This window comes from Micromonospora sp. NPDC048839, from assembly GCF_040649915.1.
In the GTDB taxonomy this organism is placed as follows: Bacteria; Actinomycetota; Actinomycetes; order Mycobacteriales; family Micromonosporaceae; genus Micromonospora.
In genome coordinates, this window is record NZ_JBEZGL010000018.1 from 38,759 (window position 1) to 62,294 (window position 23,536).

Sequence of the window (23,536 nt, forward strand, 5' to 3'; positions counted from 1 at the left end):
CCAGCCGACCGGTTGCGGTCGGCAGCGTTCGCCACGTCAGCCGTTCGCGGCGCAAGCCCGCCCGTCTGACTGCTGACGTCGTTTCAGCTGTTCCTGTCTCCGCTGCGCGGATTGTCTCCGCCCGCGCACCTGGAGACGGGTGCGCGGGCCCATCCCCTGCAGCCCCGCGCTCTGGTGCGGGCCTACCGGCCAGACACGCGGCCACAGCCGGCGGTCCTGCGGCGCCCAGACCCAACTCACGACATCACGTATTCCTGAAGGAGGATGCATGCTCCACCCCCGTACCCGAGACGCGTTGACTCGCGCGCTCCTCGACGTCGAGACGCTGCATGAGCGCCACGGTTGGGATCTCCCTCCGACGCTGATCGGCCTGTTCGACTGGCCGTTCGCCGGCCCGGCGCACACCGTGACCATCGATGCTGGGCTGTTCGATCCGAGTGTCTGGCACAACCTGGCCCTCGCCCGAGGAGATGCCAGTCTGCCGCCTGCCGTGGTCCTGCACAGCCTGGCCGACATCGCCGACAGCCCGCCCGCGGAGGACTCGGTGCGCTCGTGGCTGCACCGCGACGGTCGACGCTGTATCGGCTTCGCCCTGGTCTTCGAAGCGTGGGCCGCCCCAATCAGGCCGGGCTACCGCCATGGCGACCTCGCCAAGGCGCCACCGTCGGCGCGGGTCGAGACGCGCATCGTCGCCGCCGTCGACCTTGACCGGCAGCTCTGCCAGGTCAAACGGGTCCGCGGAGCGCAGAGCGCCGCCGCCGACCGGTCGCCGCAACCATCCTCACGGACAGCAGGCAGCCGCATCGCGGTCGGCCTGGGTCGGCTGGTGGATCTCGCCCGCACCCTGTGACACCACGCCACCTCGCTAACCCTTCTGACCAGCAGACGACCGGTTCTTCGAATGCCTAGAACCGGCTGACTGCCCCGGTCTCAGCTAGATCCGATCTCCGTCTCCGCTGCGCGGATTTGCATCGCCCGCGCAGCCCGGAGACGGGTGCGCGGGCTCCACCCCTCATCGATTGGGAGGACCCGCATGGATCCGACTACCAGCACCACGTCGCCTACGACGACGATCGGTGACCGGCGTCCCGGCTACCTGTACCACAAGGTCGCCGCGCATCTCGCCGCTCACCCCGACCAGGTGTTCACCGTCGGCGAGCTCACGAAAGCCCTCGCTGTGCCCTCGACCGGGGCGGTGTTCGAGGCGTTGAAGAAGATGGCCAAAGCCGGGTACGCCACCCACCTGAGCGGCCCGCACCGTTTCCAGATCACTCAGGCCGGTATCGACGCCGCCGGCACCATGCCGCCGCCCGCCCCGCGATCGACCTCCGGTGGCCGTGCTGGGTCAGGCCGGCGGCAGCCGGTCACCCGCCCGAACGGAGACCTGTACTTCCCTCGCAAACTCGCCGGGGCCACCGACGTGGACGTGCTGCGCCGGCTGCGCGACAAGCGCATCCCGGTGCTGCTCTACGGACCGCCCGGCACCGGCAAGACCGCCCTCGTCGAGGCCGCCTACCCCGACCTGCTGACCGTCGCCGGCACCGGCGACAGCGTCGTGGAGGACTTCCTCGGCAACTTCATCCCCCTGCCCGACGGCGGGTTCGAGTTCGTCTACGGGCCCCTGGTCACCGCGATGCGGGAAGGCCGGGCGCTGCTGGTGGACGACGCCACCCTCATCGCGCCGAAAGTCCTCGCCGTGCTGTACCCGGCCATGGACGGCCGGCGCGTCATCACCATCCCCGGCTACCGCAACGAACGGGTGGAAGCCGTCGAGGGGTTCTACATCGCCGCTGGACACAACCCCGGCGTGCACGGAGCGATCCTCACCGAAGCGCTCGCCTCCCGCTTCGACGTGCACATCGAGGTCACCACCGACTGGGACCTCGCCCGCCACCTCGGCGTGCCCCGACCCGCCATCGACGCCGCGATAAGCCTGAACACCGAACTCGCCGCAGGCCGCGTCGGGTGGGCGCCGCAGCTACGCGAGCTGCTCGGCTTCACCCGCGTCAGTAAGACCCTCGGGCCGGCGGCGGCGGTGTCCAACCTCGTCGGCCGCGCACCCATCGAGGACCGCGAGCAGGTCCTCGCCGCCCTCAAGGCGCAGTTCGGCGCCGAGATCACCCCCCTGGCCCTCGGCAAACAACGCTGAGCGCCGCTACCCGAGAGGAACAACTCCATGCCCAACCCCTCACAGCACCAACGCGCCGGCACTGCCCCCGCAATGTTCGGTAATCCGGACTGGCAACCGTGGAGCGACGCCTGGACCCGGCACATCCCGATCCTGACCGGCCGCACCGACCTGAGCGTCACCGTCGCCCCCGGCGCGGGCGGCGGCGCCCCGGCCTGCTTCTACCCCGACGAGCGCCGCATCGAAATCGACGCCACCCACATCGGAACCCCCGACATCACCGACCCGCGCCGCGCCGGGCACAAACGCCTCGTGCCCACCGCCTACGGACTGCTCGTGCACGAAGCCGCCCACGCCACCCACAGCCTGTGGACAGCCCCTGTCGGCACGCCGCCGGTCGTCGCCGCCGTCGCCGACATGCTTGAGGAATCCCGCATCGAGAACCGCCAACGCGGCAGGCGCCGCGCCGATCGGCGATGGCTGCGCCACACCGTGACGGCTCTGCTCAATCCCGCGGACGCGCCGGTGGACGACGCCTGGCACGCCGGCACCCTCGCCGCCCTCCTGCTGGCCCGGGTGGATGCCCGCATCATCACCGCCAAGGACATCAGAGGTGTCCGCGCCGCCGTCACCACCGTCCTCGGCCGGCAGAAGCTGCTTCAGCTGCGCGACGTGTGGCGGCAAGCGCACAGCACCGACGACACCAACGCCACGGCGATGATCGACCTGGCGTGGCGGTGGTGCCGCATCCTCGGCATCGACCCCCGCCAGCGGCCAACGCCACCCGAGGCCGACCCCGGCGCGTTCGCCGGCCAACTCGCCCAAGCCCTCGCTGACTACCTCGCCCAGACCGCCGGCCTGACGCCCGCCGAATACAGCGCCCAGCAGATCGAGGCGCGACACGGGGCGCCCTCCTGGTGGACGCGTCGCGACCCCAGCGACGCCGAGCGTGCCGCCGCCCGCCGGCTCGCCGCCCGGCTGCGGCGAGCCCGCACCCGCCAACCCGAACCCGACACCCGACCCAGCCCGATACCGCCCGGACGGTTACGCACCCGCCACGCGATCACCGCAAAGGCGCAGATCGCCGCGGGCAGCATGCCCACCGCCACCCCATGGCAGCGCCGTGCCCAGCTTCCGCCGCCGAAGCCGACCCTGCACTTGGCCGTGCTCGTCGACACCTCAGGCTCGATGCGCGCCTACGCCGCACCGATGTCCGCCGCAGGCTGGATCCTCGCCAGCGCGGCCGGCAGCAACCAGGCCAGCACCGCGATGATCGGCTTCGGCACCAACGCGGCCCTGCTCGTGTCGCCGCGCCAACGGCCCTCCCAAGTCCTGGAGATGTCAGCGGCCGGACTCACCACGGGATTCCTCGACGCGGTCAAACTCGCCGACGAGGTGCTGCATCTGCGCCAACCAGGTCGGCTGCGGATGTTCGCCGTCGTCTCCGACGGCAAGCTACCCAACTCCGACGCTGCGCAACGGCTGATCACCACCCTGCACCAGTCTGGCTGCGCGGTGCTGTGGCTACGCCCCGCCGACCAGTCCGGCCACACCTTCAGAGACACCACCACTCTGCTGGTCGACGACCCGATCCAGGCCGTCGACGCCATCGCCGACGCCGCCGTCACCGCACTCGAACAGGCCTAACCCACCGAACGCTCGCTGCGGCTGCCAACGCCGACCGCGGGCGGCTGCTCAACCTGATCGCGGCGCCGCTTGCCTCGGTCACCGCCCGACCCTCGACGGGCCACGAAACCGCACCCAACCAAGCCTGCACGGATGGCGATGACAACGACACCAGACGGCGCCCCGGTGCAGCCCTGGCCGCGATCGTCCGTACGGAGTCGCGGCCCTCCTCACCAGCGCCTTTGCCTCCTCAAATGACCCCGCACGTCCAGTGATCTCGTCACCAGGATCGGAGAAAGATGTTCACCCCACGACAACAAGCCATCTCGTACTGCCTGCATGGCATGGACCAGCACGCTGACCGCGCCTACCCGTGGCCCGGTCCGACCGTGTTGGCCGTGCTGCGGGAAGCCCCGGTCCCCAGGCACCCCGACCCGACCGCCCGGCACGTCGGCGTGGCCACCGCGCCTACCGCAGCAGCGAACGAGGCGAACACCGACGACCCCGTCGCGGTACTGCGTCACGCCGCCGCCGAGCTACACAGCCCAATCGTGCAGGCCAACCTCGTCACGGCCACCGGTCCGGTCCGCATCGTGGCCTGGGTGTTCATGCACGCAGCCGTCACCGACGCCGTGGACCCGCCTCAACTGGTCCGCTACGTCGAGGCGGTGGACGCCGACGGCACCGCGTACGCCCTCACCCGCTTCCGCGACCAACCCGAAGGGCTCCTCGCCATCGAGGAGGACCCGCAGGCCGGCGCCAGCGAGGTGCTCGGCCTGCTGCGCTCGCTGGCACGGATGCTGCGCCCCGGCACCTGAGCGGCCCTGGCAGCCGCTACACCCCACCGCGAATCCGCATCAACACCTGAGCGGCCCTTCACGGTGAACCCCTCCCGTACACCTGCTCCCGTCGCGCCCACCATGAGACGCACCGACCAGGTCGCCCCGTGGGCGCTGACCTGACCTGAACCGCACCGATTACGGCCGATGCCCGGCCACCTCGCGCACCACGCGCACCCGCCCGGGCACGGCCGTACGGCCGTGTCCGGGCTTCCTACTGAGAGGAAACCCAGATGACACAGCCGCACACCCCAGGCGCTGAACTGCCCAGGGCACTGACCGCCCACGGCGGGACGCGACCGCGCGTCGCGGTCGTCGGTGGCTCGCTGACCGGCGCCACCTGCGCCCTGCTCCTGCTGCGGGCCGGCTTCCCGGTCACTCTCTACGAGGCCGCCCCCGCCGCCGCGCCGCGCGGCGGCGGGCTGATCGGCCTGGAACACCCCGCCCTGGACGTCCTCGACCGCCTCGGCATCAGCCAGGACGAGATCATCGCCCACCCCTCCGAGATGGTCCTGGAAGTCACCGTCCGTGACCGGCAGGCCATCCACACCGCGCGGCGCCTGTATCCGGGCCGCAACACCACCTGGTCGCTGCTGCACCGCGCCCTGATCCGTCGCCTGCCCGCAGGTGTCCTGCAGTCCGGACACCGCTTCACCGGCATCACCGAGCGCGGCGGGCGCCCGCACCTGCTCTTCGCCGACGACACCAACACGCCTGCGGATTTGGTGGTGTTCGCCGACGGCCGCACCTCCACTGGACGGCGGCTACTCGACCCCGCGCGGCAGCTGCGCTACGCCGGCTATGTCGCTCACCGCGGACACGCCGCCAGCCAGCTTGTGGCGGTGAAGGACTTCTTGCGCCTGGAACCCGGAACCGGATGCCAGTACAACGTCGCCCCGATTCCCGGTGGCCTGGACTGGACGCTGTACCTCACCTGCAGCGCCGCCGACTACGCCAACTGCTTTGGCGCGCCGCCGCAGCGACGCGCGTTCGCGCTGCCCCACCACGTCTCCGAGACCGCCCGCGCGCTGGTCGACACCCAGGCGTCCCGGCTGCTGCCCGCCCCGCACGCCGCGACCGTGCACACGACCACCGTTCGGATGGCAGCGCCGGTGATGGACATCGACCCGCCCACCCGCATGGTCTGGCCCGTCGGCGCCGGCTGGGCGGTGCTGGTCGGCGACGCCCTCGCCCCCGTGCGCCCCCACACCGGCAGAGGCGCGAACAACGGCATCGAGCAGGCCGCCGCCCTCACCGCCGCCCTAACCCAGCACCACCGGTGGGGCGCCGACCTGGCCACCGCCCTTGACGGCTGGCAACGCCGCCAACTCCCCGGCGCCGTCGCCGCCGTGCGGCAAGGGCCACGCCTCGGCGCCCACCTAGGCACCCCCCGACCCTGACCACCACACCGACAGGAGCCCTTCGATGGCACTGCACCTGTACTTCCCGCTGCCCGAGACGCTGCGGCTGGCCGAACACGCCGTCACCGCCAGCGAGCACATCCCCAGCCTCACTGAGACTGAGTTCGGGGTCGCCTGCCCGGGGGCGTTGGAGTGGGTCCACGACGACGGCGTGTACCTCCTGTCAAACGGCCTTCCCCGACTGAGCGAGCCGGATCGGCCCGGCACGAACCTCACCGTCTACGCCCTCGGCTGGAACCCCCGCCTCGACGGGCACCGCAGCGACCCCGACCTCGGCGGCGACGACTTCGTCGAGCACCTGCACCTCACCGAGCGACCCGGTGCGCTGATCGAGGAACTGCGCGGCGCGCACGCGTTCGGCTACCAGTGGCTGGACCTGGTGGTGGAGACCGGCACCTTCACCTACCGGTTCACCCGCACGCCACGCCTCGCCTGACCGAGCCGCCGGCGGCCCCGCCGCGAGCAGCGGCGGGGCCGTCAACACCGCTGCACCGACCACTCCCCATCGACCACAGAAGCCTTTCCATCTCGCTGATCCGCGACCGAATCCGGTCGCGGATCTTCCCATTTCTGCGGAGGAAATCTCGTGTCCGACCCCACCCACGCCACCGGCACCCCCGGTACGACAGCGGCCTCATCGAATGGGACCGCGGGGAACGCCGACAGCTTGGCCTACCCCATCTCACCTGAGTACGTGAAGTCGTGGACGCCTGTGCGGGCGATCTCCGAACTGATCGCCAACGCCCTCGACGAAGACCCCGACGCGGCAGTCAGCTGGGCCGACGGCGCCCTGACCATCGCCGACAATGGCCCCGGCATCCCCGAGGAGGGACTCATCCTCGGCATGTCCAGCAAGACCGACGAGCAGATCGGCCAGTTCGGTGAGGGCAAGAAACTCGCCTGCCTCGTGCTGGCCCGCAGCCCCGAGATCGGCGCCGTGCGGTGCGAGACCGTGTCCTACGGGTTCGTGCCCACGGTCGAGCGCCGAAAGCTCCTCGGCGGACTCATCCCGTCCCGCACGCAGCAGGGCAGCGAGGTTCTCGTCTACCATTTCCACCCCAACACCCGCACCGGCGGCACCGTGTTCATCGTCGAATGCTCCCGAGAGCTGGCGCGGGAGGCCATCGGACGGTTCCGCGCCCTGGCCGAGCCCGGCTACCAGCCACCCGCCTCGCCCGGGGTGTGCGTGCGCGACGGCGAACCAGGACGGGTGTGGATCGGCGGCGTGCTGGTCACTCGCATACCCAGCCTCCTGGCCTCCTACGACCTGTCGCTGGACCACAAGGCGCTGCAGAACCGCGACCGCACCGTCGTCGAGGCCGCCGCGCTGCGCACCGCCGTCCGCGACATCCTCGCCAGCAGCGACGACCCCTTACTCATCGGCATGTTCGCCCGGCACGTGCTCAGCGGCGGGAAACTCCGCGAGCAAGAACAGTTCTTCACCGAAGTGCGCATGCCTCGTCCTCGTGCCGCGTGGCGGACCTGGGGACGCGCCCACCTCCCCGAGCAGACCTACTACACGATCCCCGGCGGTGAGGAGGCGGCACTGGACCTGAAGGACAACGGCTACATCGAGCTGATCACCCCCGGCCTCGCCGGCCACCAACAGGCCGCCGTGATGGGGTTGCTGGGCGTGGAGATGGCCAGAGCCAGCCAGCAGCGCCACCACGCCCGCAACCGCAACCGCACCAGCTGGGTCACGCTCAAGGCGTTGACCGCCGCGGAGCGCGAGGTGCTGCGTGAGGGTTGCGAGCTGGTGCGCCGCGCGATCGGCCCGTTCGCCCTGGACCGGGTGAAGGTGTACGACCACAGCGACGAGTCACCCTGCGCCGAAGGCTTCTACCGGCCGCTGACCGGAGACGTGGCCATCCACCGCGACGCGCTCACCGACCGGCACCGCACCCGGCTGGTGCTCCTGCACGAGGCCGCGCACCGCGTCGCGCACCGCGGCGGCGGCCACTGGACACCCATGCAGGACTACTACGACCGCAGCCGCGGCTTCGAACAGATGCTTTCCGACTTCGCCGCCCGTCTGCTGGGCCAGCTCGCCGACGGCAACGGCCTCCCACCCCTCGACACGGAGTCCGTCAGCGCTGACGGTCAGCACGGCATCTCGAAGGCCACCACGTCCGGCAGACGGGGCCGCCACTGGCGGGCCGACGACCCGAGTGTGCCGGTTGTCCGCCGCGAACTGGCCCACCTGCTGCTAGACCTGCTCCCGCAGGCGCTGACCGCTGGCGGCTTCCGCGACGCCAAAGACCTCGTCGCCTCCACCGCCGTGTACCCCGGCTACTGGCGGCTGCTCACCAACCCGCGCCCCGTCGGCTACCGGCCGTTTCACGGTGACCAGGCCGGCGACTACGACAACGTCGCCCTACTCGCCGAAGCCGCCGGACTGCACCCGCCCGTGGTGTGGCTGGGCTACCACCTCTGCGAAGGACCCATCCGCGGACGCCGACGCGAAAACTGGGGCCGCCCCGGACCCTGGGGCGCCCGAATCTGCGCCGGGATCACACGCGCCTGCACCGACCTGGCCAAGCTCGGCGGCGTCTACGCCGAGCAAATCCCCGCGCTGCAGGCCCTTGCCGACGGCACCACCCCGGCCCCGCTCGACGACGACACCTGGCACCAGCCCGCCCGCACGCTCCTGGCCGCCGAACGCCGCCGCCTCAACCTCACCACCACCTGACCCAACGGCGGCCAAACAAACCCTTGGGCGACGCCCAAGGACTCGCCACCGCCCGCCGGCCGGCGGCGCGACCTGGGTCGGCGACACGCCGGACACCGCGTGACCCTGCCGCCTGCCCCGCACCGGTGCGCCGACGCGGGCAGGCGGCAGCCCGCCACGGACACGACGACTTGATCAACGCCGAAAGGCGAGCGTCACTGCACCTGGCCCGCCACCGCCCACGACATGCCCGACCGCGTCCATCCATCCAACACGCCGGCCGTGGGCGGTGGCGGCCCCCACACCATCCCTCAACCAAGAAACGGACTGCCGCTCATGGCCCGTCACCGCCGCGCGATCCCCCACACGGTCACCGATGTCCTTCTCTGGCTCCTCGCCACCGACGTCGCCGCCGCCCACCAACCCCAAACCCGCCACCGCGACCGATGCAGCAACCTGCGCTGCGCCAACCAGGCATACCCCTGCCCTCCCGCACGCGACGCCCACCGCGCCCAACAAGCCGCCACCGCCACCGCCGCTCGCCCCCGCGCGCGAGGCCGCGCCCGCGTCACCTCCGCCCTCACCGGCTGGTTCCAGCCCTCCCGTCCCCACCCACGCGCCGCGTGAACTCTCCCGAGATCACACCACCGGAGGCACCATGACCTTCCGCCACGAGTCGACCCTCGCCAGCTACGCCCGCGCAGCCGTTGATCTACGCACCCGCATGATCGATTACACGCGCACTCCGCTCGCGACGCGCTACATCAACGCCTTCCTCGACACCCACACCAACGACGGCCCAGCGCCCGACGCGACCAACGTCGACGTATTCACCCGCATCGCCGCGCCCATCGCCTCCGGAGCCGGCGACCTCGCTCCTGCCGCCGACGACATGCACGGCAGGTGGAGCCACGACAGTGCCGTCATCTGCCGCCGCCAACTCGAATCGCCTTCTACTGCCTCACCACACGCGCGGTGCCAAGCGCACCGCCCCTGAACCGGGAGAAACCGTGAACGACATCGGATACCCCTTCGACACCAGCAACCGCGCCTACCAGCGCTTCCTCACCCTTGCCGGCGACCACTTCGAGGTCATCAACTGGAACAGCGCTGACACCGGGCGAGCCACCATGATCACTTTGATCGACATCGGCAGCCGCGACGCCTTCAGCCTCGCCCTGCTCGACACCACCGAGGACCAGCAGCCCCACGCCCTGCTCGCCGTCACCACCATCAACGCCTTGTCCCTGCACGGACCGATCCCCGGCCGCGCCGCCGCCGCTGACTACGGGCCCCACCTCGCCATGCACGACGCCGACATCGCCGCCACCACACCCATCGCCATGCACGACCCCGACGAACCACATCTCGCCGACGACGAGTGGACCTCCGTACCACCGGACATCGCTCACGCGACCCGCACCACCACCCTCGACGGCGACCGCGTCGCGCTGGCCCTGCTCGACCGTGACCGCGCCCAAATCGCCGTCGTCGGACCGTTTCCCACCATCGACGCCGCCGACGCCTGGCAGCCCTGCGCCGACGGGTGGCCACCGGCCGACCGGCTCCTGCTCGCCGTCCACGCACCCGTCACGAGGCAGTGACCGCGCCTGACCACCGGCGCACACGACGCAGCTGACCCGAGCCGCCAACCAGGCACCGGCGGCAGAGCCATTCCGACCACACCACGATCCGACACCAGGGGGCGTCGCCATCAGGCGGCGCCCCCTGCCCGTCTGACAAGGCAGGCATCATGGAATATGTGCCCCACCCCGGCGACGACCCCGTCAAGCCGAACCTCGACGCCGAGGACGAGAACATCAACGCGGACCTGAGCGTCGGCGATCCGGTCCTCGGCAAGTCCAGGCTGCTGTCTCGGCAGTGCGACACCTGCATCTTCGCCCCCGGCAACAAGATGCACCTCGCGGCCGGCAGGCTGCGCGACCTCGTCGCCGCGACCCGCCGACGAAAATCGTTCATCGTCTGCCACAACACACTCCCGCACTACCGGTACCCCGACGCCGAACCAGCGATCTGCCGAGGCTTCGCCGACCGCTACCGCACCCAAGCACTGCAACTCATCGCGCGGCTCTGGGGCTTCGTTGAAGTCGAACCGCCCTCAAGAATCGAGGATCACGACCACCCGGAAGGAGGTGACCGGTGAGCGGCATTGAGGAGTTTCTGCGCCGCCAGAGCGAGATCATCGACCGGGTCGGCTGGGCGGTGACCCTCGTGCACCCCGACGTGGACGACACCGGCGACAGCGCCCCGTTCGCCTACACCGTCGGGCTCACCGCCCACGACCATCCCGAGCTGCTGATCGCCGGACTCAATCCCGCCATCGCACAGCAACTGCTCAACGACCTTGCCGCCCGCGTCTACGACCGAGCCGAGCGCTTCACCCACGGTCAACGCATCGGCGACCTGATCGCCGGCTACGACGCGGTCGTCATCGACGGCACTGCGACCGAACAGCTGCACCCGGGCACCGCGATCGCCCGATACGGGCAGCAGGTTCGTGTGCAGCAGATCGTGTGGCCCGACCCGCAGGGCCGCTTCCCCTGGGACGCCGGCTACGCCTACCCGCCGTCGGCGCAGCCGACCATGCGACATCCCTGACGCTCACAGGACCAGAAAGGAGCGTGCGGACGGACGTGCGGATACTCGGTCAGGCAATTGGTGCCTAGTGGCCGTCCGGGACGCCGCACTGACCGCCCTGTGGGCGCGCCAAGCGTGAAGCTGGCGCCCGCAGGGGCAGGCCGAGGGATTTCGGTGGGCTGGACAGGATGACCCTGTGCAGCCCACCGTCGTCCCGGGGCTCATCCTTGCGCTCGCGGTGTGTCCCGGCTGACGCCGTCTCGTCGTCCCGGAGAGCACGAACCCGGTCCTTTTTGTCGTTGGGGCTGCCGTCTGGGCGACTGGCCGCCCGGGTCGGACAAGGATCAGCGTCGCCGCTTGCCGGTGGGATGGCCGTTGGCGCGTGCGCTGCGGGTCCCTGTTCGGGGTTGCCAGTGGCGGCGCACCGTCCGCTCTGATCTGCCGATCCGTTCGGCGACCTCGCCTGGCTGCAGCGCGGGATCACGGCGCCGCCAGTACGCCACCGCTGCGGCGGTACCGGCCAACCAGGTATCGCCGCCGCCCGGTGGATCTTCTTCTTCCCGATCACCGCCCTTGGGTGACGGTGCGCCCAGGGCGGTGTCTGCGGCGTGTGCCGGCCGCGTCGCGGTCTCGACGGGCGGCGGCTGGCGGCCTGGTGTCGCGGCGGCGGGGCCCGCGGTTCCCGAGGGCGTTCTGGCCGGCGTGCCGTCGGCAGGCGCGGTGACGGGGTCGGGCGGTGTCTGTGCGGCGTCGAGCTCCGGCGGTGGGGTGTCGCTGTTGGCGTCGGCGCTCGGTGGCCTGGTTGCCACGGCCGGCTGCGGTGTCACGACCGAGGCCTGGGTGCGTGGCGTCGGCGCGGCGGTGCGCTCGGCGCCCGGAAACGGGCGTGGATCGGCGTGGCTTGCGGCACTTGCTGCGTTGTCTGACTGGCCGACGTATGTCGAGGCCGGTGTCGGCGTGTCGGGGGCGTGAGCTGTGGGTGCTGGGGCTGGGCGGTGCTCGGTGGCGGCTGTGGCTGCTGCTTGCGGCGACGTGACGCGGATGCGGGCGCTGATTTCGACGAGGCTGACGCTGGCGACGATGACGAGTCCGTCAACGGAGATGGGCAGGAGGTAGGCGGTGCCGTAGTCGGCTTCGCCGTAGCGGGCGGCGACGCCGACGAGGTGCCAGTAGGACACCCAGGCGGCGATGACGGCGATGACCGCCGCGGCGGTGACGCGGATCGCGCCGAGGTGCCAGCGGTGGTGAGGGACGCGGGAGATCAACTCGACGGTGAGCAGTAGCGCCAGGGGCGGCCAGGCGGCGATGATCTGGCTGATCGGGTTCGGTCGGGCGTGCAGGACGTTCGCGGCCACCGACGCGGCGACGCCCAAGGCGAGAGTTGCCCGCACCGCCCACCGCAGCCTGCGTAGCTGCTTGTCCTCGGCGCTGCCGGCGGCGACCGGTGTGCCCGGACCGCTGGCCGGATGAGTCGCGCTGCTCACGCCGACGGCCGCCCGTCGGAGGAGCGTGGGCCGCGCCGTGGGCGCACTTCGGCGATGAGACGGTCGGCGAGGGTGAGTGTGTCGTCGGTGGGCTCGGCGTCGATCTCGCTGAGTCGTTGGGTCAGGGTGCGGCGCAGCAGACGGATGGCGTCGATGTCACCGAGGGCGGCGTGGGCGCGCATCGCCTGTTGATACAGCTCCTCGTTGTAGGGGTGGTGGGGCAGGGCGCTGTCGTAGATGGCGGCCTGCTGCTCGGGCTGGTCGGCGAGTTCCTCGATCAGTGCGGTGACGGCGTCGAGGGCGTCGCGTTGCACGGCGTGCCGGTGGGGTTCGAGCCATTCGTAGTCGCAGCCTTCGGCCAGGGGCCGGTAGTCCTCGACGGCGCGGCGCAGAGCCTGGGCCCGGTCGGCTCGACTGTCGGTGGCGCGCAGCGCGGCGCGCAGGCGCCACAGGTCGATGTCGAAGGAGTCGGGGTTGAGCTGGTAGCGGTGGTGGGGGCGGGTGAGGTAGGTGCCGGGTCCGGCGTGCAAGCGCAGCACGGCGCGCAGGTCGGAGACGTAGGTGTGGAGGCGGTGTGTGGCTTTGCTGGTGGGGGCGTCGGGCAGGAGGTCTTCGAGGATTGCCTCGGCGGCGGCGTCGCCGTCGCACACGGCGAGGTACACGAGGAGCTCCATGGACTTGGCGCGCAGCGCGCGTGGATGGTTGGCGCCGAGGATGGCCGGCGGGCCGAGCACCGTCACCTCGACCCGGCTACGCTGCGTTGCCGCTGGGCCAGCGCCGGACGCCTCGTCTTCGCGCGGCCCGGATGACGACGCGATGTTGTGGGACATGTCGGCGTCCGCGGTAGCGGGTCCGTCAAAACCTTCTGGCGCCGCGCTGTCCTCGGCGGCGGGCTGCTGAGCGGTCGGTGCGCTGATGGCTTCGGTGTGCGGTGCGGACGACGTCTCCGAGCCGTGTTCGTCGGGGTCGATGGATTCCTGGACGGTGCTTTCACCAGCCGTGTCCGAGGAGTCCGCTACTGCGGTGGGGGCGGGGGCTGCCGCTGTCGCGATCCCGAGCTCAGGTGGCGTCTCGATGGGTGCGGGTGCCGGCAGTTGGCCGATGTGGGACTCCGCGAGGGTCACGAGCACGTCGACAGTTTCGGTGGGGTCAAGGATGGCGAGGCGGCCGACGTCGGCGGGATGGGGGCCGTGGCGGGCGTCGCCGTCGGCGCGGGTGACGGTGCCGTCGTCGGCGACGACGGCGGTGTCGCCGTCGGGCCATGCCCCGAGGAGTACGCCGTGGATGTCCAGGCGTTGGCCTTGGGCGAGGAGCGCGGCGATGCGGGCGCGTTCGTGTCGGCCGGTCGCGTCGGCGAGCAGCATCACCGGTGCCAGGGGTTCCTCGAAGGGATCGGCGGCGCGCAGTTCGGCGATGGTGTCGACTTCGTGGTGGTAGGCCAGCCGGGTGCGGTGCAGGGTTTGTGCCTCGAGAATTTCCAGGGCGTCGTCGAGGTCGGCGGTGACGCTGAGTCGAGGGGTGTGGGGCAGGTTGACGGCGGCGGCGCCCAGCAGGGTCGCGGCGGTGGTCGCGGGGATGACCACCTGGGTGCGGGCGTCGGGGTGCTCCGCCGCGCCGGCGGCGAGGGCGGCGGTGAGGAAGCCGCGGGCGGCGGCGTCCGCGCCGGGCCCGGTGAGGCCCAGGCCGGCCGGAGGCCACACGGCCGACAGGGGGTGGGCGAGTGCCGGTGCCACCGGCCCGCTGTCGAGGGCGTTGTCATTAGCGGTGGCGGCCTGCGCGGGGCTGGCTTCATAGACGGCGTCGGCTTCGTCGGTGAGAACTTCGTCGGTTCGAGGTGACCGGCCGTTGTCTTCATCGGCTGGGCTGTCGGGGGGTGGGGCGTCGCTTGGGGTCGCCGCGTCGCGCAGGCCACGCTGGATTTGGCGGACCACGCGGGGCATGGGCGCCAGATCGGGGTCCGGCACAGGGCGCTGGACCGGCGGTTTGCGGGCGCGGTATCGGCGCTGCCGGTGTGCCCACACGATGGCCACCGCGGCGGCGATGGCGAGCGCCAGCCCACCATCGATCCAGCTGCCGGTCGGCAGCGACACACCGTGGCCGGGGCGGGCGCTTCGGCTGCTGTCGGGGGCAGTGGGGTTGGCGGCGGTGGCATCGCCGGTGGGGGTCGAGGCAGTACTGGTGGGTGTCGGGCTGGCAGTCGGCGCGCTCGGGACGGGGACCTGCGGAACGGTGCTCGTGGACGGCTGATCAGCCGGCGGAACGTCGAGTGTGGTCTCTGGTGCCGGCGTGCGCGGCGGAGCAGGCGTGGGGACTGAGGGCCGGGGTTGCTGCCCGGCGGGCGGGGTGGCGTCGGCGGGCAGGTCCAGCGCCCAGCCGGGGTAGATCACGTTCGGGTTGCGCAGGGTACCGCCGACGTCGGCGAAGTGGGCGCCCCTGTTGAGGGCGAAGATTTCCGGCCACCGGTTGGCGTCGCCGAGCCACTGCTCGGCGATCTTCGACAGGGTGTCACCGCGCTTGACGGTGTGTACGTACTCGCGGCCGTTCGCGACGAGGGTGACCTCGCCGTGGCCCAGCGTCCGATCCGCTGTCGCGGCGGCCTGCGGCACCTGGGTGCTCGTGGTGCCGGGCAGAGGCTCGCGGTGCGCGACAGCCGCCGTGGCCGCGGCGACGCCGGAGGCACCCGGGTGGGCGTGGGCAGGACCGGCCAGGGGCGGGGTGGCGGCTTGCGCGGCGGTGGCCAGCACCCCGCCGGTGATCATGGCGATGAGTAGCGCGGCGAGGCCACGACCAGGGTTCAGGACACGGGGCTGAGGCAGTCTTCGGCCGGTGAGAGCGGCGGCGAGTTCGGCGAGCACCGACCAGGTGAACGATGCCCAGGCCGCCCAGAGCAGCGCGGTGAGGACCGCGCCGATCATCTCGTCGGTCAGCGGGCTGGTCAGCGCGGTGGTGACGGTGTCCCAGGTAGGCGGCTGGTCGGGCAGCGGCGGGTCGAGGTAGCGCAGCAGCGCGTACGGCACGCCAGCGAGCAGCAGTGCCAGCGTCGCTCCGCCGACCGCGCGGCGGGCGACCCTGGACAGTGTCGCGATCACAGTGGCACCTCCCCAGGCGTAGGCATGATCTGGGCTTCGGTGGCGGTGGTGACGCCGGTGGCGGGCGTGGCGGTGGCGGTGGCGGATACCGGGATGTCGGTGATTCCGACGAGGTGCAGGAGTTGGGTGCGGTGCCGAGTGGTGACCGTGACGGTGACCTGCTCGGTGGTGGCCGACACGGTGCCTGCCTGGCCAGCCTGGGTGAGGAAGGTTCTGGCGGCGGTGCTTGCTGCGGCGGGGTCGAGCTGTACCGCGCCGGTCGTGCGGTGCAGGGTCAGATCGATCTCGTCGGCGCCGGCGCGGGCGGCGGCCTGGGCGGTGTCGTACGCGGACACCTTGGCGGCCATGGCCATGCCCTGGTCGAAGACGAGGCCAGCGAGGATGAGCACGATCAGGGTTCCCACGACAGTCCATGGGGTGATCTGTCCTCGGTCGTCGCGACGAACCGGACGTGCCCTCGCGGGGAGGCGGGTGGTCACGGCTGGCTCCGGTACGTGTCTAGGGGCTGGCGGGAGGTGGTGGAGATGGTTACCGCCCCGGGCAGTCCCAGGCCGTATAGGTCTTCCAGCCGCACGCTGCAGGACACGGTCGCGCTGACCTGTCCGCCGGGCGAGAACGAGCCGGGATCGATGGTGACCGTGGCGGGCTGGCAGGTGAGGCCGCGTCCGGTCAGGGTGAGCGAGGCGGCCTCGCCGCCGGTGAGTCGGGCTTCGGCTGGCGTGGAGGCCAGGGATGCCTGCCGTGCCGCTGCAGCTGCGGCGGAGCGCACGTCGATCGCGGCCGACGCCAGCCGCAGGCACGCCACGACGGCGAGAACAGCCAGGATCATCAACGGGATGTAACCGAGGGCCATCTCGACGCTGACCGACCCTGCGTCCGCGGGTAGGGCCGCGCGGCGTCGACGGTGTGAGCGGGCATGGTCGCGAGTGCTTCGCTTGGTCACCGCACTGCTCCTTGGCTGGGCTGGTTGCGGGGTTAGTCGATGTCGGGCCGGAACCGCTCGACGGGGGCGCTGACCCGGGTGCTGACCGCAAGGCGCAGCCACGGCACGACGGCGGGGGCGCGACCGGACACGGCGACGGTGGCGGAGTCGGGGTTGCGCTGCACCGCGACGCGCGGCTCGGTGACCACGCGGCCGGCGACCTGGTTGAGCACGGCGCTAGCGTCGGCGTGCCCGGCGGTAGCGGTGCCGCCGGAGACTCGAGTGGTCTGCAGGGCGTGGTTGGCGGCGTGCTGGACGCCGAGCTGGGCCAGGGCCCACAGCGCCAGTTGCACACCGATGAGCACGAGCAGGAACAGCAACGGGGCGTAGAGCACCACCTCGGTGCTCACCGATCCGCGGTCCCCAGCGCGCTGGCGCCGTTTGCGGCCTCTCGGTCGGTTAGTCGTCACAGGCTGATCCCGTTGATCTTGCCAAGGATCTTGGAGCGGAAGATGCCGTAGACGGTAAGGACGAGAGTGACCAGCAGAGCGATCCACATGACCTTCTCGGTGGTCTCGCTTCCCCTGTCGCCGCTCTCGCGCAGACGGCGGACCCGGTCGCTGAGGACGAGCTGTGCCAGAGTCACCAGGGCGAAAAGTTTCCTCAGCCACATGGATCTGCCTCCTTGTGCGGGTCGAATCGGTGCCTGCGGTGCGGGCTCTTCTGCGTGTCAGAAGGTGTCGATGGCGGTGACGGCCGGATAGAGGAGGAACAGCATGTAGGCGGCGGCGAGGAGCATGACCGGCATCGACATGCGTTCGGTGGCGGAGTTGGCTTGCGCTTCGAGGGCCGCGGCTTGGTGGGCGCGCAGGGTCGCGGCGCGGATCGTCAGGGAGTCGCGGATGCGGGCGCCTTCGGTGCCGGCCAGGCTCATCGTGGCGGCGAGTTCGTGCAGCTCGATCACGCCGGTGTCCTCGCCGAGTTGCCCGAGCGCCTGCCAGGGCGGCACGCGCAGCAGGTGGGCGGTGTCCACCGCGCGGCGCAGCCGTTGCGCGGCCCAGCCGTGGCTGTCGGTGCAGGCGTCGTCGAGGGCCTGTTCGAGGCCCGCGCCGCCGGCGAGGGAGATGACGACGAGGTCGAGCACGGCGGACAGGGCGTAGCGCAGCTCGTCGCGGCGCCGGCTGGCCTCGGCGTGCGCGGTGCTCTCGGCCAGCCACCAGCCGCCGCACCCGCCAGCCAGGGACGCCCACAGTGGCATGCCGGAGGCGAAGCTGAACCCGCCGGCGGCGAGGACCGCCATGGCTGCCGGCGGCAGGACCAGCCCGGCGAGCACGGCGAGACTCTGGTCGGCCAGGTGCAGGGCGACGGGCCGCTCCAGTACGGCCAGGTCGGCGCGCATCCGCTGCCGGGGCAGGCCGAGCGCGCGCAGCGGAGCGGCCAGCAGGCGCGCGCGTGCCGGCGTCGCCTCTTCGACTGGCACGGGTGCGCGGCGCAACTGGTCGAGGGCTTCGGCGAGGCCGGGCCGGGCCGGTATCAGCCCGGAGCCGGCAAGGACCAGACCAAGCCCGGCGACAAGACCGCAGGCGAGCACGACGCTCATGAGGTCCGCCCCGGGTTGGCCAGAACTCTCGGGGGTTCGGTGACGCGGGAGGCGCGGGCCAGCCACCAGAAGCCGGCGGCGAACACCGCCCCGACGACGAGCAGGACTAGTTGTCCGGTGACGCTGCGGTAGGGGGCGAGGAACCCGCGGTTGAGCAGGATCAGCCCGGCGACCATCGCCACTGAGGTGCCGGTGATGACGCGCGCGGCCGTGCGGGTCGCGGCGCGCTTCGTGGCCACCCGCATCCGGAGCCCGGCCAGCTCGCGGGCGGTGGCGGCGAGGCTGGTCAAGCACTGCGACAACTGCCCGCCGTGGTAGCCGGCAGCCTGTGTCAGCGCGCGCACCACGAGGTCGGCGACCGGGTCGGCGAGGTCTGCGGCGAACAGGCGCAGCGCGTCGGGCAGCCGAGCCCCGGCGCGAACGGCGGATGCCAGCGCCGTGACGTGAGCGCGGATCGGCTGCGGGGCGACCGGGGCGGTGGCGGTGATGGCCTGCTCCAGCCCGGCGGCCGAGGACAGGGTGTCGCGCAGCAGCTCCGCCCAGGTGGCGACCGCCTCGATGCGGGCGACCGCGCGGGTGTGCTCGCGGTCGGGCCCCAGGACGCGGGGCAGCGCCCACACCGCGGCGGCGGCCAGTAGCGCCGCCACCGGCCAGCGGGTCAGCGCCGCCGCCGCGATCCCACCCGCGGCGGCGCTGAGCAGCCGGGTCCGGTCGGCTGGCGTCCATCGCCGGCGCGAGCGGGTGCGCGAAGCGCCGGGCGGGCGGCGGCGTAGTCCGTCGGCGACGAGGATCAAGCCGAGGGCGCAGCCCAACCCGAGCAGGATCGGCGACAGCTCCACGCTCACCACCGCACCCCTGTGAGGCTGGGGTCGAAGCCAGCGGCGGTGAGCTCGTCGAGGGTGTCGGCGCGCAGCGGCGCGGCTGGCACCGCGCGGCGGTCGTTGCCGGGGCGGTAGATCTCGTTCGAGGGAACCTGGGTGCCGTCGGTCTCCAGGACCTGCCGGATGGAGGACAGCACTCGGGTGCCGTCGGTTGCGACGTCCAGGTACAGGACGAAATCGACGGCCTGACCGATGAGCATGTTCGCCGCGTCGAAGGTCAAGCCTTCCGGCGCCTGCATCACATACAACGCGAGCCGCGCCAACGCCTGCTTACTCGACGAGGCGTGCAGGGTGCACATTGACCCGTCGTTGCCCTGTGACATCGCCAAGAGCATGGGCACGGCCTCAGCGCCGCGGGACTCGCCGACGATCACCCGGTCCGGACGCATACGCAGCCCCCAGCGGACCATCGTCGCCATGTCGATGCCGCCGACACCCTCCAGATTCGGTTCACGCTGCTGGTAGGCAACGGTGTTCGGATGCGCGTCACGGTCCTCGTCGAGGCCGAGCTCGAACGCGTCCTCGATGGTGACGATCCGCTCGCTCGGGCTGATCGCCCCGGCGGCGGCCCGCAGCAGAGTCGTTTTCCCGGCACCAGTACCGCCGCAGATCACCAGATTCTTGCGCGCTACCACCATGGCCGTGATCAGCTGCCGTAGTCCGGCGGTGAGTTCGCCGCGGCGCTCCAGGTCATCGAGGGTGACCCGGTGCAGCACGTTGCGGCGGATCGACACGCTGGGCCGCTTGGATACGGCCATCGACGCGAAGAGTCGTTGCCCGCCCGGCAGGCGCAGCGACACCGAGGGGGAGCCGCGGTCGAAGCGCCGCTCTTCCTGGCCGCTGCGCGCCGCCGCGACGCGTACCTGGTCGATCAGCTCCTCGTCGGAAGCGGCGACGGGTGGCACCTGCACGGTCCGCCCCTCGATGGTGCGGACCCAGACGTTGTCGCAGCCGTTGGCGAAAATGTCCTCGACCGCCGGGTGGTCGATCAGCCGCTGCAGCCCGCCCAGTCCGGTGAAGGTGTCGTGCAACGCCCGCGCCAGCGCGGCTTCGGCCTGCGCGCCCAATGGTGGACGCCCCGCGCTGATGGTTTCCCGGGCGTGGGCGGTGAGCTCCTCGGCGATGTAACCGGCGATCAGCGCGAGTCGTTGCGCGTCGGGCAGCTGCGCGCCGTTGTCGGTGAGGCGATCGCTGATCCTGGCGCGTAGCCGCGCCACCAGCTCCGGCTCCACGTCGGCGGTGCTGCCGCCAGGCGCGGGGGCGGTCATCGCACGACCTCCAGCACCGTGCGGGCGTGCCGCGGCTGCGGCGACGTCGCGACGGTCGCGGCCAGCGACCGCAACGCCTGCGCCAGCCGGGTCCGTGTCCACCCCGGCGCGGTCATCCGCCCTGCCAGCACGGCCGCACCCCACTTGTCGCCGGGCAGGTGCGCCCCCACCGGCACCCCGAGCCGCTCGCTGATCTCCTGCGGCTCGTAGGCGCACTTGCCGACCACCGCGACGCGGACATCACCCGGCGAGGTGATCGTCCGCAGCGCCGTCAACCGACTGTCGAGGTGGTCGAGGTGCTCGGTTGCCCCTGACGTGACCAGGACAAGCGCGTTCGCGCAGCCCAGCAGAGCGTGCGCCGGGCTGCCGGGGTACAACCGGCCCGCGTCTGCGACCACAACCGGCGCCAAGCCCGCCAGGGCCTGTGGGTGACCGGCAAGGACCGATACCGCGCCCGCGGCGGTCTCGGCGGCGCCCGGACCGACGAGCGCGTGCAACCCCAGCGGCAGGGACTGGATGAACGGCACCGGCCCACTGACCGGGGCGCCGTGGCGGGCTGCCGCCGCCAGCGCGGCCAGGCCGGGATCCTGCGCGAGACCGAACCGTGCGGCGAGTACCCCGCCGCAGGGGTCGGCTTCGACCAGCAGCGCCGGGCGGTTGGGCCACAACGCGGCCAAGCCCAGGGCCGTCGTCGACACGCCCGCAGCGCCGGACACCGAGGCGACCACCGTGAACATGTTGCGCACCGTCCCGTCTCTCATTGGCCCGGTCCCAGCTGAACCAGTGACACGTCCCCCGCCGACGAGGCAATCGCTTCTGCCTCATTGACGGCCAGCAGCAGGTCCACCACGTGACCGCCGGCCTGATCCGCGTCTGCCGCCACCACCGTGGCGACCGCCCTGGGCGGCCCTGCTGCGGGTTGACTGCCCGCCGGGGTCCCGGCCGCCGCGTCCGCGCCGGTCGCCGGTCCGACCAGGACCACGACCCGTGCCCCCGTGTCCAAGCCGGCAGGGGCCCGGCCAGCCTTGACTGGCACCGCGATAACCGCCTGCCCGGCTGCTGGCCACGCTGGCGGCCCTACCTGCGACGACACCACCAGGCTGCCCGCGGCCAGGGGCACCGCAGCGGTGCGTCCCACCACCTCGTCGCGGCGATCCGCGGCGATCAGCGCCAGGCCCGACGGGTTCGCCACCCGCACCACACGAACGTCCGTCTCGCTGATCACCGCACCCGCGTTGACCGGCCGCGCCACTGCCAGGAACCGCTCCTCCGCGTGCCGACGCAGATCGACCTGCCAGAAGATGACCACCGTCGCCAGCACCAGCAGCACCCCGGCTGCCACCCGCCGGCCACTGCGCTGCCCACCTCGCCGCGCCCCTGCCGCCGCCTGGACAGTGCTGCCGCCGGTGGCCTGTGGGCGCTCCGTCGCGACGCTCATCGGGCACCCTCGACGACGGTCTGCGACTGCGCGACCCGTACCGCCGCCGAAGCTGTCGTCGTCAGCGGTGTGAGGGTGCCTGCACCGCCGGGACCCGACCAGGTCACCGACCACGTCACTGTCGCCCGCAGCGCAAACCTCTCATTGCGTGCGGCAGCCGATGACCGGGTGTAGGTGTGTCCGCAGGGCGAGGACGCCCGTGGATCCGTCCCGGCCTTGAACGGTTCGCCCGCGCCGGCGCAGGTCAGATCCGCGCTGCCGTCACCGAAGGACCACCGCACCGTTGTGGGTGTGGCCGTCGCGGTAACCGTCACCCCGGGCACCGAGGCCGTGGCTGAGCGGGATCCCCAGGTCATCGGGTCCGCCCACAGCCACACCGGCACCCGCACCAGAAGAAACGGCGTCGTGCCGGGGTTCGTGCGGATCCCTGGCGCGGGCAGCTGCAGCCGCGAGCGTGCTGTCTGCGCCAGTGCGGCCAGATCCACCCCGGGTGCCTGGTCGAGCCACACCGGCGTTTCCTGCGACCCACGCCCGTTGGCCGCGCACGTCCGCGCGTACCAGCCGCCGGTCGGGCCCTTACCCGCAGGCGGCGGTCGATCGCCCTCAACCGGCGTCCAGTAACAGGCTCCATCCGAGTCCGCATTGTCCTTGTCTGACTCGCCGCTGCCGTTATCCGCTGCACCGCTCGATCCGCCCGGGCTGCCAGAAACACCGGCGGTAATCTCGCATTCCGGGGCCAAAGGGCTTTGGCTGCAGCTGACGTGGCCGATCCCGTCGTCGGCCAGAGCGGGTGGCATCGTCGCGACGACGGTGGCGGCAGCGAAGAGCATCAGGAATCCGTCGCGGACTGATTGCCTCAGCATGTGCCTACCGCCTGCGCGCCGAAGCTGGATACCTTCCAGCCGTCGCCGTCGCGGACCACCGTTGCTCGCACGGCGCGGTTGCCGCCCGGGATGTCGTTGGCCAGCTCGCCGGTGGACGCCGTGTAAGTAAGGAAGCGCGTGGTGTCCAAGCAGTCCTGGACGGAGATGGAGGCCGGTTGCGCCGAGGGTGACGCCGCGACGATTCGCGGCGTCGACTGGTATTCGCCCTTGAGGACCTCGCCAGCGGTGCGCAGCTTCGCCAATCCGGCCCTCAGCGTCGAGAGCGCCTGACCGGTGGCGTATTTCGTCAGCTCGGGATCGTCGGGGTCGGCCGTCATGCCCGCCCGCGCGTACGCAGCCCACATCTGCCCGTAGGCGAGTAGTGCGGCTTCGTTGGCGGATGCCGGCGACGGCCGAGCTGATGCCGGGGAGGTGACAGACGCCGTCGGAGCAGGATCCTCAGGCTCACTTGCGCCGCAGCCCCCAGTACTGACGCACACGGCGATGGCCAGGCCAGCCAATCTCGCGATCCCGAGAGTCGACGCTGAACCAGCGATGGTTCGCCGCCTTGCATGGATTGTCATGGTTAACCGCGCCTCCAGAAGCTGCAGGAACTCACCCTCGGCCCTCAACGTCACGCCGGGAACGGGGCCTCACCCTCTCCCGACGGTTCGCGGTGGGCTGGTCCAACCCCCGATGTGGACTCATCGG

At 71.7% G+C, this 23,536-nt stretch carries 24 protein-coding genes; 11 read left to right on the plus strand and 13 right to left on the minus strand.

Translation table 11 applies throughout. From position 1 onward, the window contains the following. Positions 1 to 268 precede the first annotated feature (268 nt). From AB0C25_RS27795 to AB0C25_RS27845, 11 genes are all read left to right on the plus strand, one after another. Entirely contained in the window at positions 269 to 850 is a 582-nt protein-coding gene (locus AB0C25_RS27795; protein ID WP_357310207.1) for a hypothetical protein, read from the plus strand. A 183-nt stretch (positions 851 to 1,033) separates the two neighbouring features. Then, entirely contained in the window at positions 1,034 to 2,149 is a 1,116-nt protein-coding gene (locus AB0C25_RS27800; RefSeq protein WP_357310209.1) for an AAA family ATPase, read from the plus strand. A gap of 27 nt (positions 2,150 to 2,176) precedes the next feature. Next, the gene (locus tag AB0C25_RS27805; RefSeq protein WP_357310211.1) at positions 2,177 to 3,775 is read left to right on the plus strand and encodes a VWA domain-containing protein; all 1,599 of its coding nucleotides are present in this window, start codon (positions 2,177 to 2,179) and stop codon (positions 3,773 to 3,775) included. 323 nt (positions 3,776 to 4,098) lie between these two features. After that, positions 4,099 to 4,572, plus strand: coding sequence for a hypothetical protein (locus AB0C25_RS27810; RefSeq protein WP_357377102.1), 474 nt, complete (start codon positions 4,099 to 4,101; stop codon positions 4,570 to 4,572). Between the two features lie 254 nt (positions 4,573 to 4,826). Then, positions 4,827 to 5,993, plus strand: a complete 1,167-nt coding sequence (locus AB0C25_RS27815) for an FAD-dependent monooxygenase (RefSeq protein ID WP_357310216.1) — start codon at positions 4,827 to 4,829, stop codon at positions 5,991 to 5,993. Between the two features lie 25 nt (positions 5,994 to 6,018). Continuing rightward, on the plus strand, positions 6,019 to 6,450 hold the full coding sequence (locus AB0C25_RS27820; protein ID WP_357310218.1) for a DUF3085 domain-containing protein: 432 nt from the start codon (positions 6,019 to 6,021) through the stop codon (positions 6,448 to 6,450). A 150-nt stretch (positions 6,451 to 6,600) separates the two neighbouring features. Beyond that, positions 6,601 to 8,703, plus strand: coding sequence for an ATP-binding protein (locus AB0C25_RS27825; RefSeq protein ID WP_357310220.1), 2,103 nt, complete (start codon positions 6,601 to 6,603; stop codon positions 8,701 to 8,703). 637 nt (positions 8,704 to 9,340) lie between these two features. Continuing rightward, the gene (locus tag AB0C25_RS27830) at positions 9,341 to 9,679 is read left to right on the plus strand and encodes a hypothetical protein (protein ID WP_357310222.1); all 339 of its coding nucleotides are present in this window, start codon (positions 9,341 to 9,343) and stop codon (positions 9,677 to 9,679) included. A 13-nt stretch (positions 9,680 to 9,692) separates the two neighbouring features. After that, entirely contained in the window at positions 9,693 to 10,286 is a 594-nt protein-coding gene (locus tag AB0C25_RS27835; protein WP_357310225.1) for a hypothetical protein, read from the plus strand. 149 nt (positions 10,287 to 10,435) lie between these two features. Next, on the plus strand, positions 10,436 to 10,846 hold the full coding sequence (locus AB0C25_RS27840) for a hypothetical protein (RefSeq protein ID WP_357310227.1): 411 nt from the start codon (positions 10,436 to 10,438) through the stop codon (positions 10,844 to 10,846). Beyond that, positions 10,843 to 11,301: a DUF4262 domain-containing protein gene (locus AB0C25_RS27845; protein WP_357310230.1), complete on the plus strand. Its 459-nt coding sequence runs from the start codon at positions 10,843 to 10,845 to the stop codon at positions 11,299 to 11,301. The genes AB0C25_RS27840 and AB0C25_RS27845 overlap by 4 nt, the downstream gene beginning before the upstream one ends. Positions 11,302 to 11,624: 323 nt before the next feature. Here AB0C25_RS27845 and AB0C25_RS27850 read toward each other — a convergent pair whose 3' ends face one another. From AB0C25_RS27850 to AB0C25_RS27910, 13 genes are all read right to left on the minus strand, one after another. Beyond that, complete coding sequence (locus AB0C25_RS27850) at positions 11,625 to 12,683, minus strand: DUF2637 domain-containing protein (RefSeq protein WP_357310351.1); 1,059 nt, start codon at positions 12,681 to 12,683, stop codon at positions 11,625 to 11,627. Positions 12,684 to 12,760: 77 nt separating this feature from the next. Next, positions 12,761 to 15,853: a BTAD domain-containing putative transcriptional regulator gene (locus AB0C25_RS27855; protein WP_357310232.1), complete on the minus strand. Its 3,093-nt coding sequence runs from the start codon at positions 15,851 to 15,853 to the stop codon at positions 12,761 to 12,763. Beyond that, positions 15,850 to 16,332 carry a pilus assembly protein TadG-related protein gene (locus AB0C25_RS27860; protein WP_357310235.1) on the minus strand — a complete coding sequence of 161 codons (483 nt, stop codon included), beginning with the start codon at positions 16,330 to 16,332 and terminating at the stop codon, positions 15,850 to 15,852. Before AB0C25_RS27860 ends, AB0C25_RS27855 begins: the two co-directional genes overlap by 4 nt. After that, positions 16,329 to 16,706: a TadE family protein gene (locus tag AB0C25_RS27865; RefSeq protein ID WP_357310353.1), complete on the minus strand. Its 378-nt coding sequence runs from the start codon at positions 16,704 to 16,706 to the stop codon at positions 16,329 to 16,331. Before AB0C25_RS27865 ends, AB0C25_RS27860 begins: the two co-directional genes overlap by 4 nt. A 122-nt stretch (positions 16,707 to 16,828) precedes the next feature. Then, the gene (locus AB0C25_RS27870) at positions 16,829 to 17,185 is read right to left on the minus strand and encodes a TadE/TadG family type IV pilus assembly protein (RefSeq protein WP_357310237.1); all 357 of its coding nucleotides are present in this window, start codon (positions 17,183 to 17,185) and stop codon (positions 16,829 to 16,831) included. Positions 17,186 to 17,241: 56 nt separating this feature from the next. Further along, positions 17,242 to 17,448 carry a hypothetical protein gene (locus AB0C25_RS27875; RefSeq protein WP_357310240.1) on the minus strand — a complete coding sequence of 69 codons (207 nt, stop codon included), beginning with the start codon at positions 17,446 to 17,448 and terminating at the stop codon, positions 17,242 to 17,244. A gap of 57 nt (positions 17,449 to 17,505) precedes the next feature. Continuing rightward, complete coding sequence (locus tag AB0C25_RS27880) at positions 17,506 to 18,375, minus strand: type II secretion system F family protein (protein ID WP_357310242.1); 870 nt, start codon at positions 18,373 to 18,375, stop codon at positions 17,506 to 17,508. Then, the gene (locus AB0C25_RS27885; RefSeq protein ID WP_357310355.1) at positions 18,372 to 19,214 is read right to left on the minus strand and encodes a type II secretion system F family protein; all 843 of its coding nucleotides are present in this window, start codon (positions 19,212 to 19,214) and stop codon (positions 18,372 to 18,374) included. The genes AB0C25_RS27880 and AB0C25_RS27885 overlap by 4 nt, the downstream gene beginning before the upstream one ends. Before the next feature lie 2 nt (positions 19,215 to 19,216). Then, complete coding sequence (locus tag AB0C25_RS27890) at positions 19,217 to 20,524, minus strand: ATPase, T2SS/T4P/T4SS family (RefSeq protein WP_357310244.1); 1,308 nt, start codon at positions 20,522 to 20,524, stop codon at positions 19,217 to 19,219. Beyond that, positions 20,521 to 21,261 carry a hypothetical protein gene (locus AB0C25_RS27895; protein WP_357310358.1) on the minus strand — a complete coding sequence of 247 codons (741 nt, stop codon included), beginning with the start codon at positions 21,259 to 21,261 and terminating at the stop codon, positions 20,521 to 20,523. The genes AB0C25_RS27890 and AB0C25_RS27895 overlap by 4 nt, the downstream gene beginning before the upstream one ends. 20 nt (positions 21,262 to 21,281) lie before the next feature. After that, positions 21,282 to 21,866 (minus strand): SAF domain-containing protein, encoded by a 585-nt coding sequence (locus AB0C25_RS27900; protein WP_357310360.1) that lies wholly within the window; start codon positions 21,864 to 21,866, stop codon positions 21,282 to 21,284. A gap of 92 nt (positions 21,867 to 21,958) precedes the next feature. Beyond that, complete coding sequence (locus tag AB0C25_RS27905) at positions 21,959 to 22,792, minus strand: hypothetical protein (protein WP_357310246.1); 834 nt, start codon at positions 22,790 to 22,792, stop codon at positions 21,959 to 21,961. Positions 22,793 to 22,818: 26 nt separating this feature from the next. Beyond that, positions 22,819 to 23,163 carry a hypothetical protein gene (locus AB0C25_RS27910; protein WP_357310248.1) on the minus strand — a complete coding sequence of 115 codons (345 nt, stop codon included), beginning with the start codon at positions 23,161 to 23,163 and terminating at the stop codon, positions 22,819 to 22,821. Positions 23,164 to 23,536 lie beyond the last annotated feature (373 nt).

Excerpts from the sequence above, each read along its gene's own strand:
- AB0C25_RS27875 (WP_357310240.1), bottom strand. The coding sequence starts at position 17,448 with ATGTGGCTGAGGAAACTTTTCGCCCTGGTGACTCTGGCACAGCTCGTC.
- AB0C25_RS27805 (WP_357310211.1), top strand. The coding sequence starts at position 2,177 with ATGCCCAACCCCTCACAGCACCAACGCGCCGGCACTGCCCCCGCAATG.
- AB0C25_RS27795 (WP_357310207.1), top strand. The coding sequence starts at position 269 with ATGCTCCACCCCCGTACCCGAGACGCGTTGACTCGCGCGCTCCTCGAC.
- AB0C25_RS27910 (WP_357310248.1), bottom strand. The coding sequence starts at position 23,163 with ATGACGGCCGACCCCGACGATCCCGAGCTGACGAAATACGCCACCGGT.
- AB0C25_RS27865 (WP_357310353.1), bottom strand. The coding sequence starts at position 16,706 with ATGGCCCTCGGTTACATCCCGTTGATGATCCTGGCTGTTCTCGCCGTC.
- AB0C25_RS27880 (WP_357310242.1), bottom strand. The coding sequence starts at position 18,375 with ATGAGCGTCGTGCTCGCCTGCGGTCTTGTCGCCGGGCTTGGTCTGGTC.
- AB0C25_RS27800 (WP_357310209.1), top strand. The coding sequence starts at position 1,034 with ATGGATCCGACTACCAGCACCACGTCGCCTACGACGACGATCGGTGAC.
- AB0C25_RS27810 (WP_357377102.1), top strand. The coding sequence starts at position 4,099 with ATGGACCAGCACGCTGACCGCGCCTACCCGTGGCCCGGTCCGACCGTG.
- AB0C25_RS27890 (WP_357310244.1), bottom strand. The coding sequence starts at position 20,524 with ATGACCGCCCCCGCGCCTGGCGGCAGCACCGCCGACGTGGAGCCGGAG.
- AB0C25_RS27905 (WP_357310246.1), bottom strand. The coding sequence starts at position 22,792 with ATGCTCTTCGCTGCCGCCACCGTCGTCGCGACGATGCCACCCGCTCTG.
- AB0C25_RS27840 (WP_357310227.1), top strand. The coding sequence starts at position 10,436 with ATGGAATATGTGCCCCACCCCGGCGACGACCCCGTCAAGCCGAACCTC.
- AB0C25_RS27895 (WP_357310358.1), bottom strand. The coding sequence starts at position 21,261 with ATGTTCACGGTGGTCGCCTCGGTGTCCGGCGCTGCGGGCGTGTCGACG.
- AB0C25_RS27830 (WP_357310222.1), top strand. The coding sequence starts at position 9,341 with ATGACCTTCCGCCACGAGTCGACCCTCGCCAGCTACGCCCGCGCAGCC.
- AB0C25_RS27820 (WP_357310218.1), top strand. The coding sequence starts at position 6,019 with ATGGCACTGCACCTGTACTTCCCGCTGCCCGAGACGCTGCGGCTGGCC.
- AB0C25_RS27815 (WP_357310216.1), top strand. The coding sequence starts at position 4,827 with ATGACACAGCCGCACACCCCAGGCGCTGAACTGCCCAGGGCACTGACC.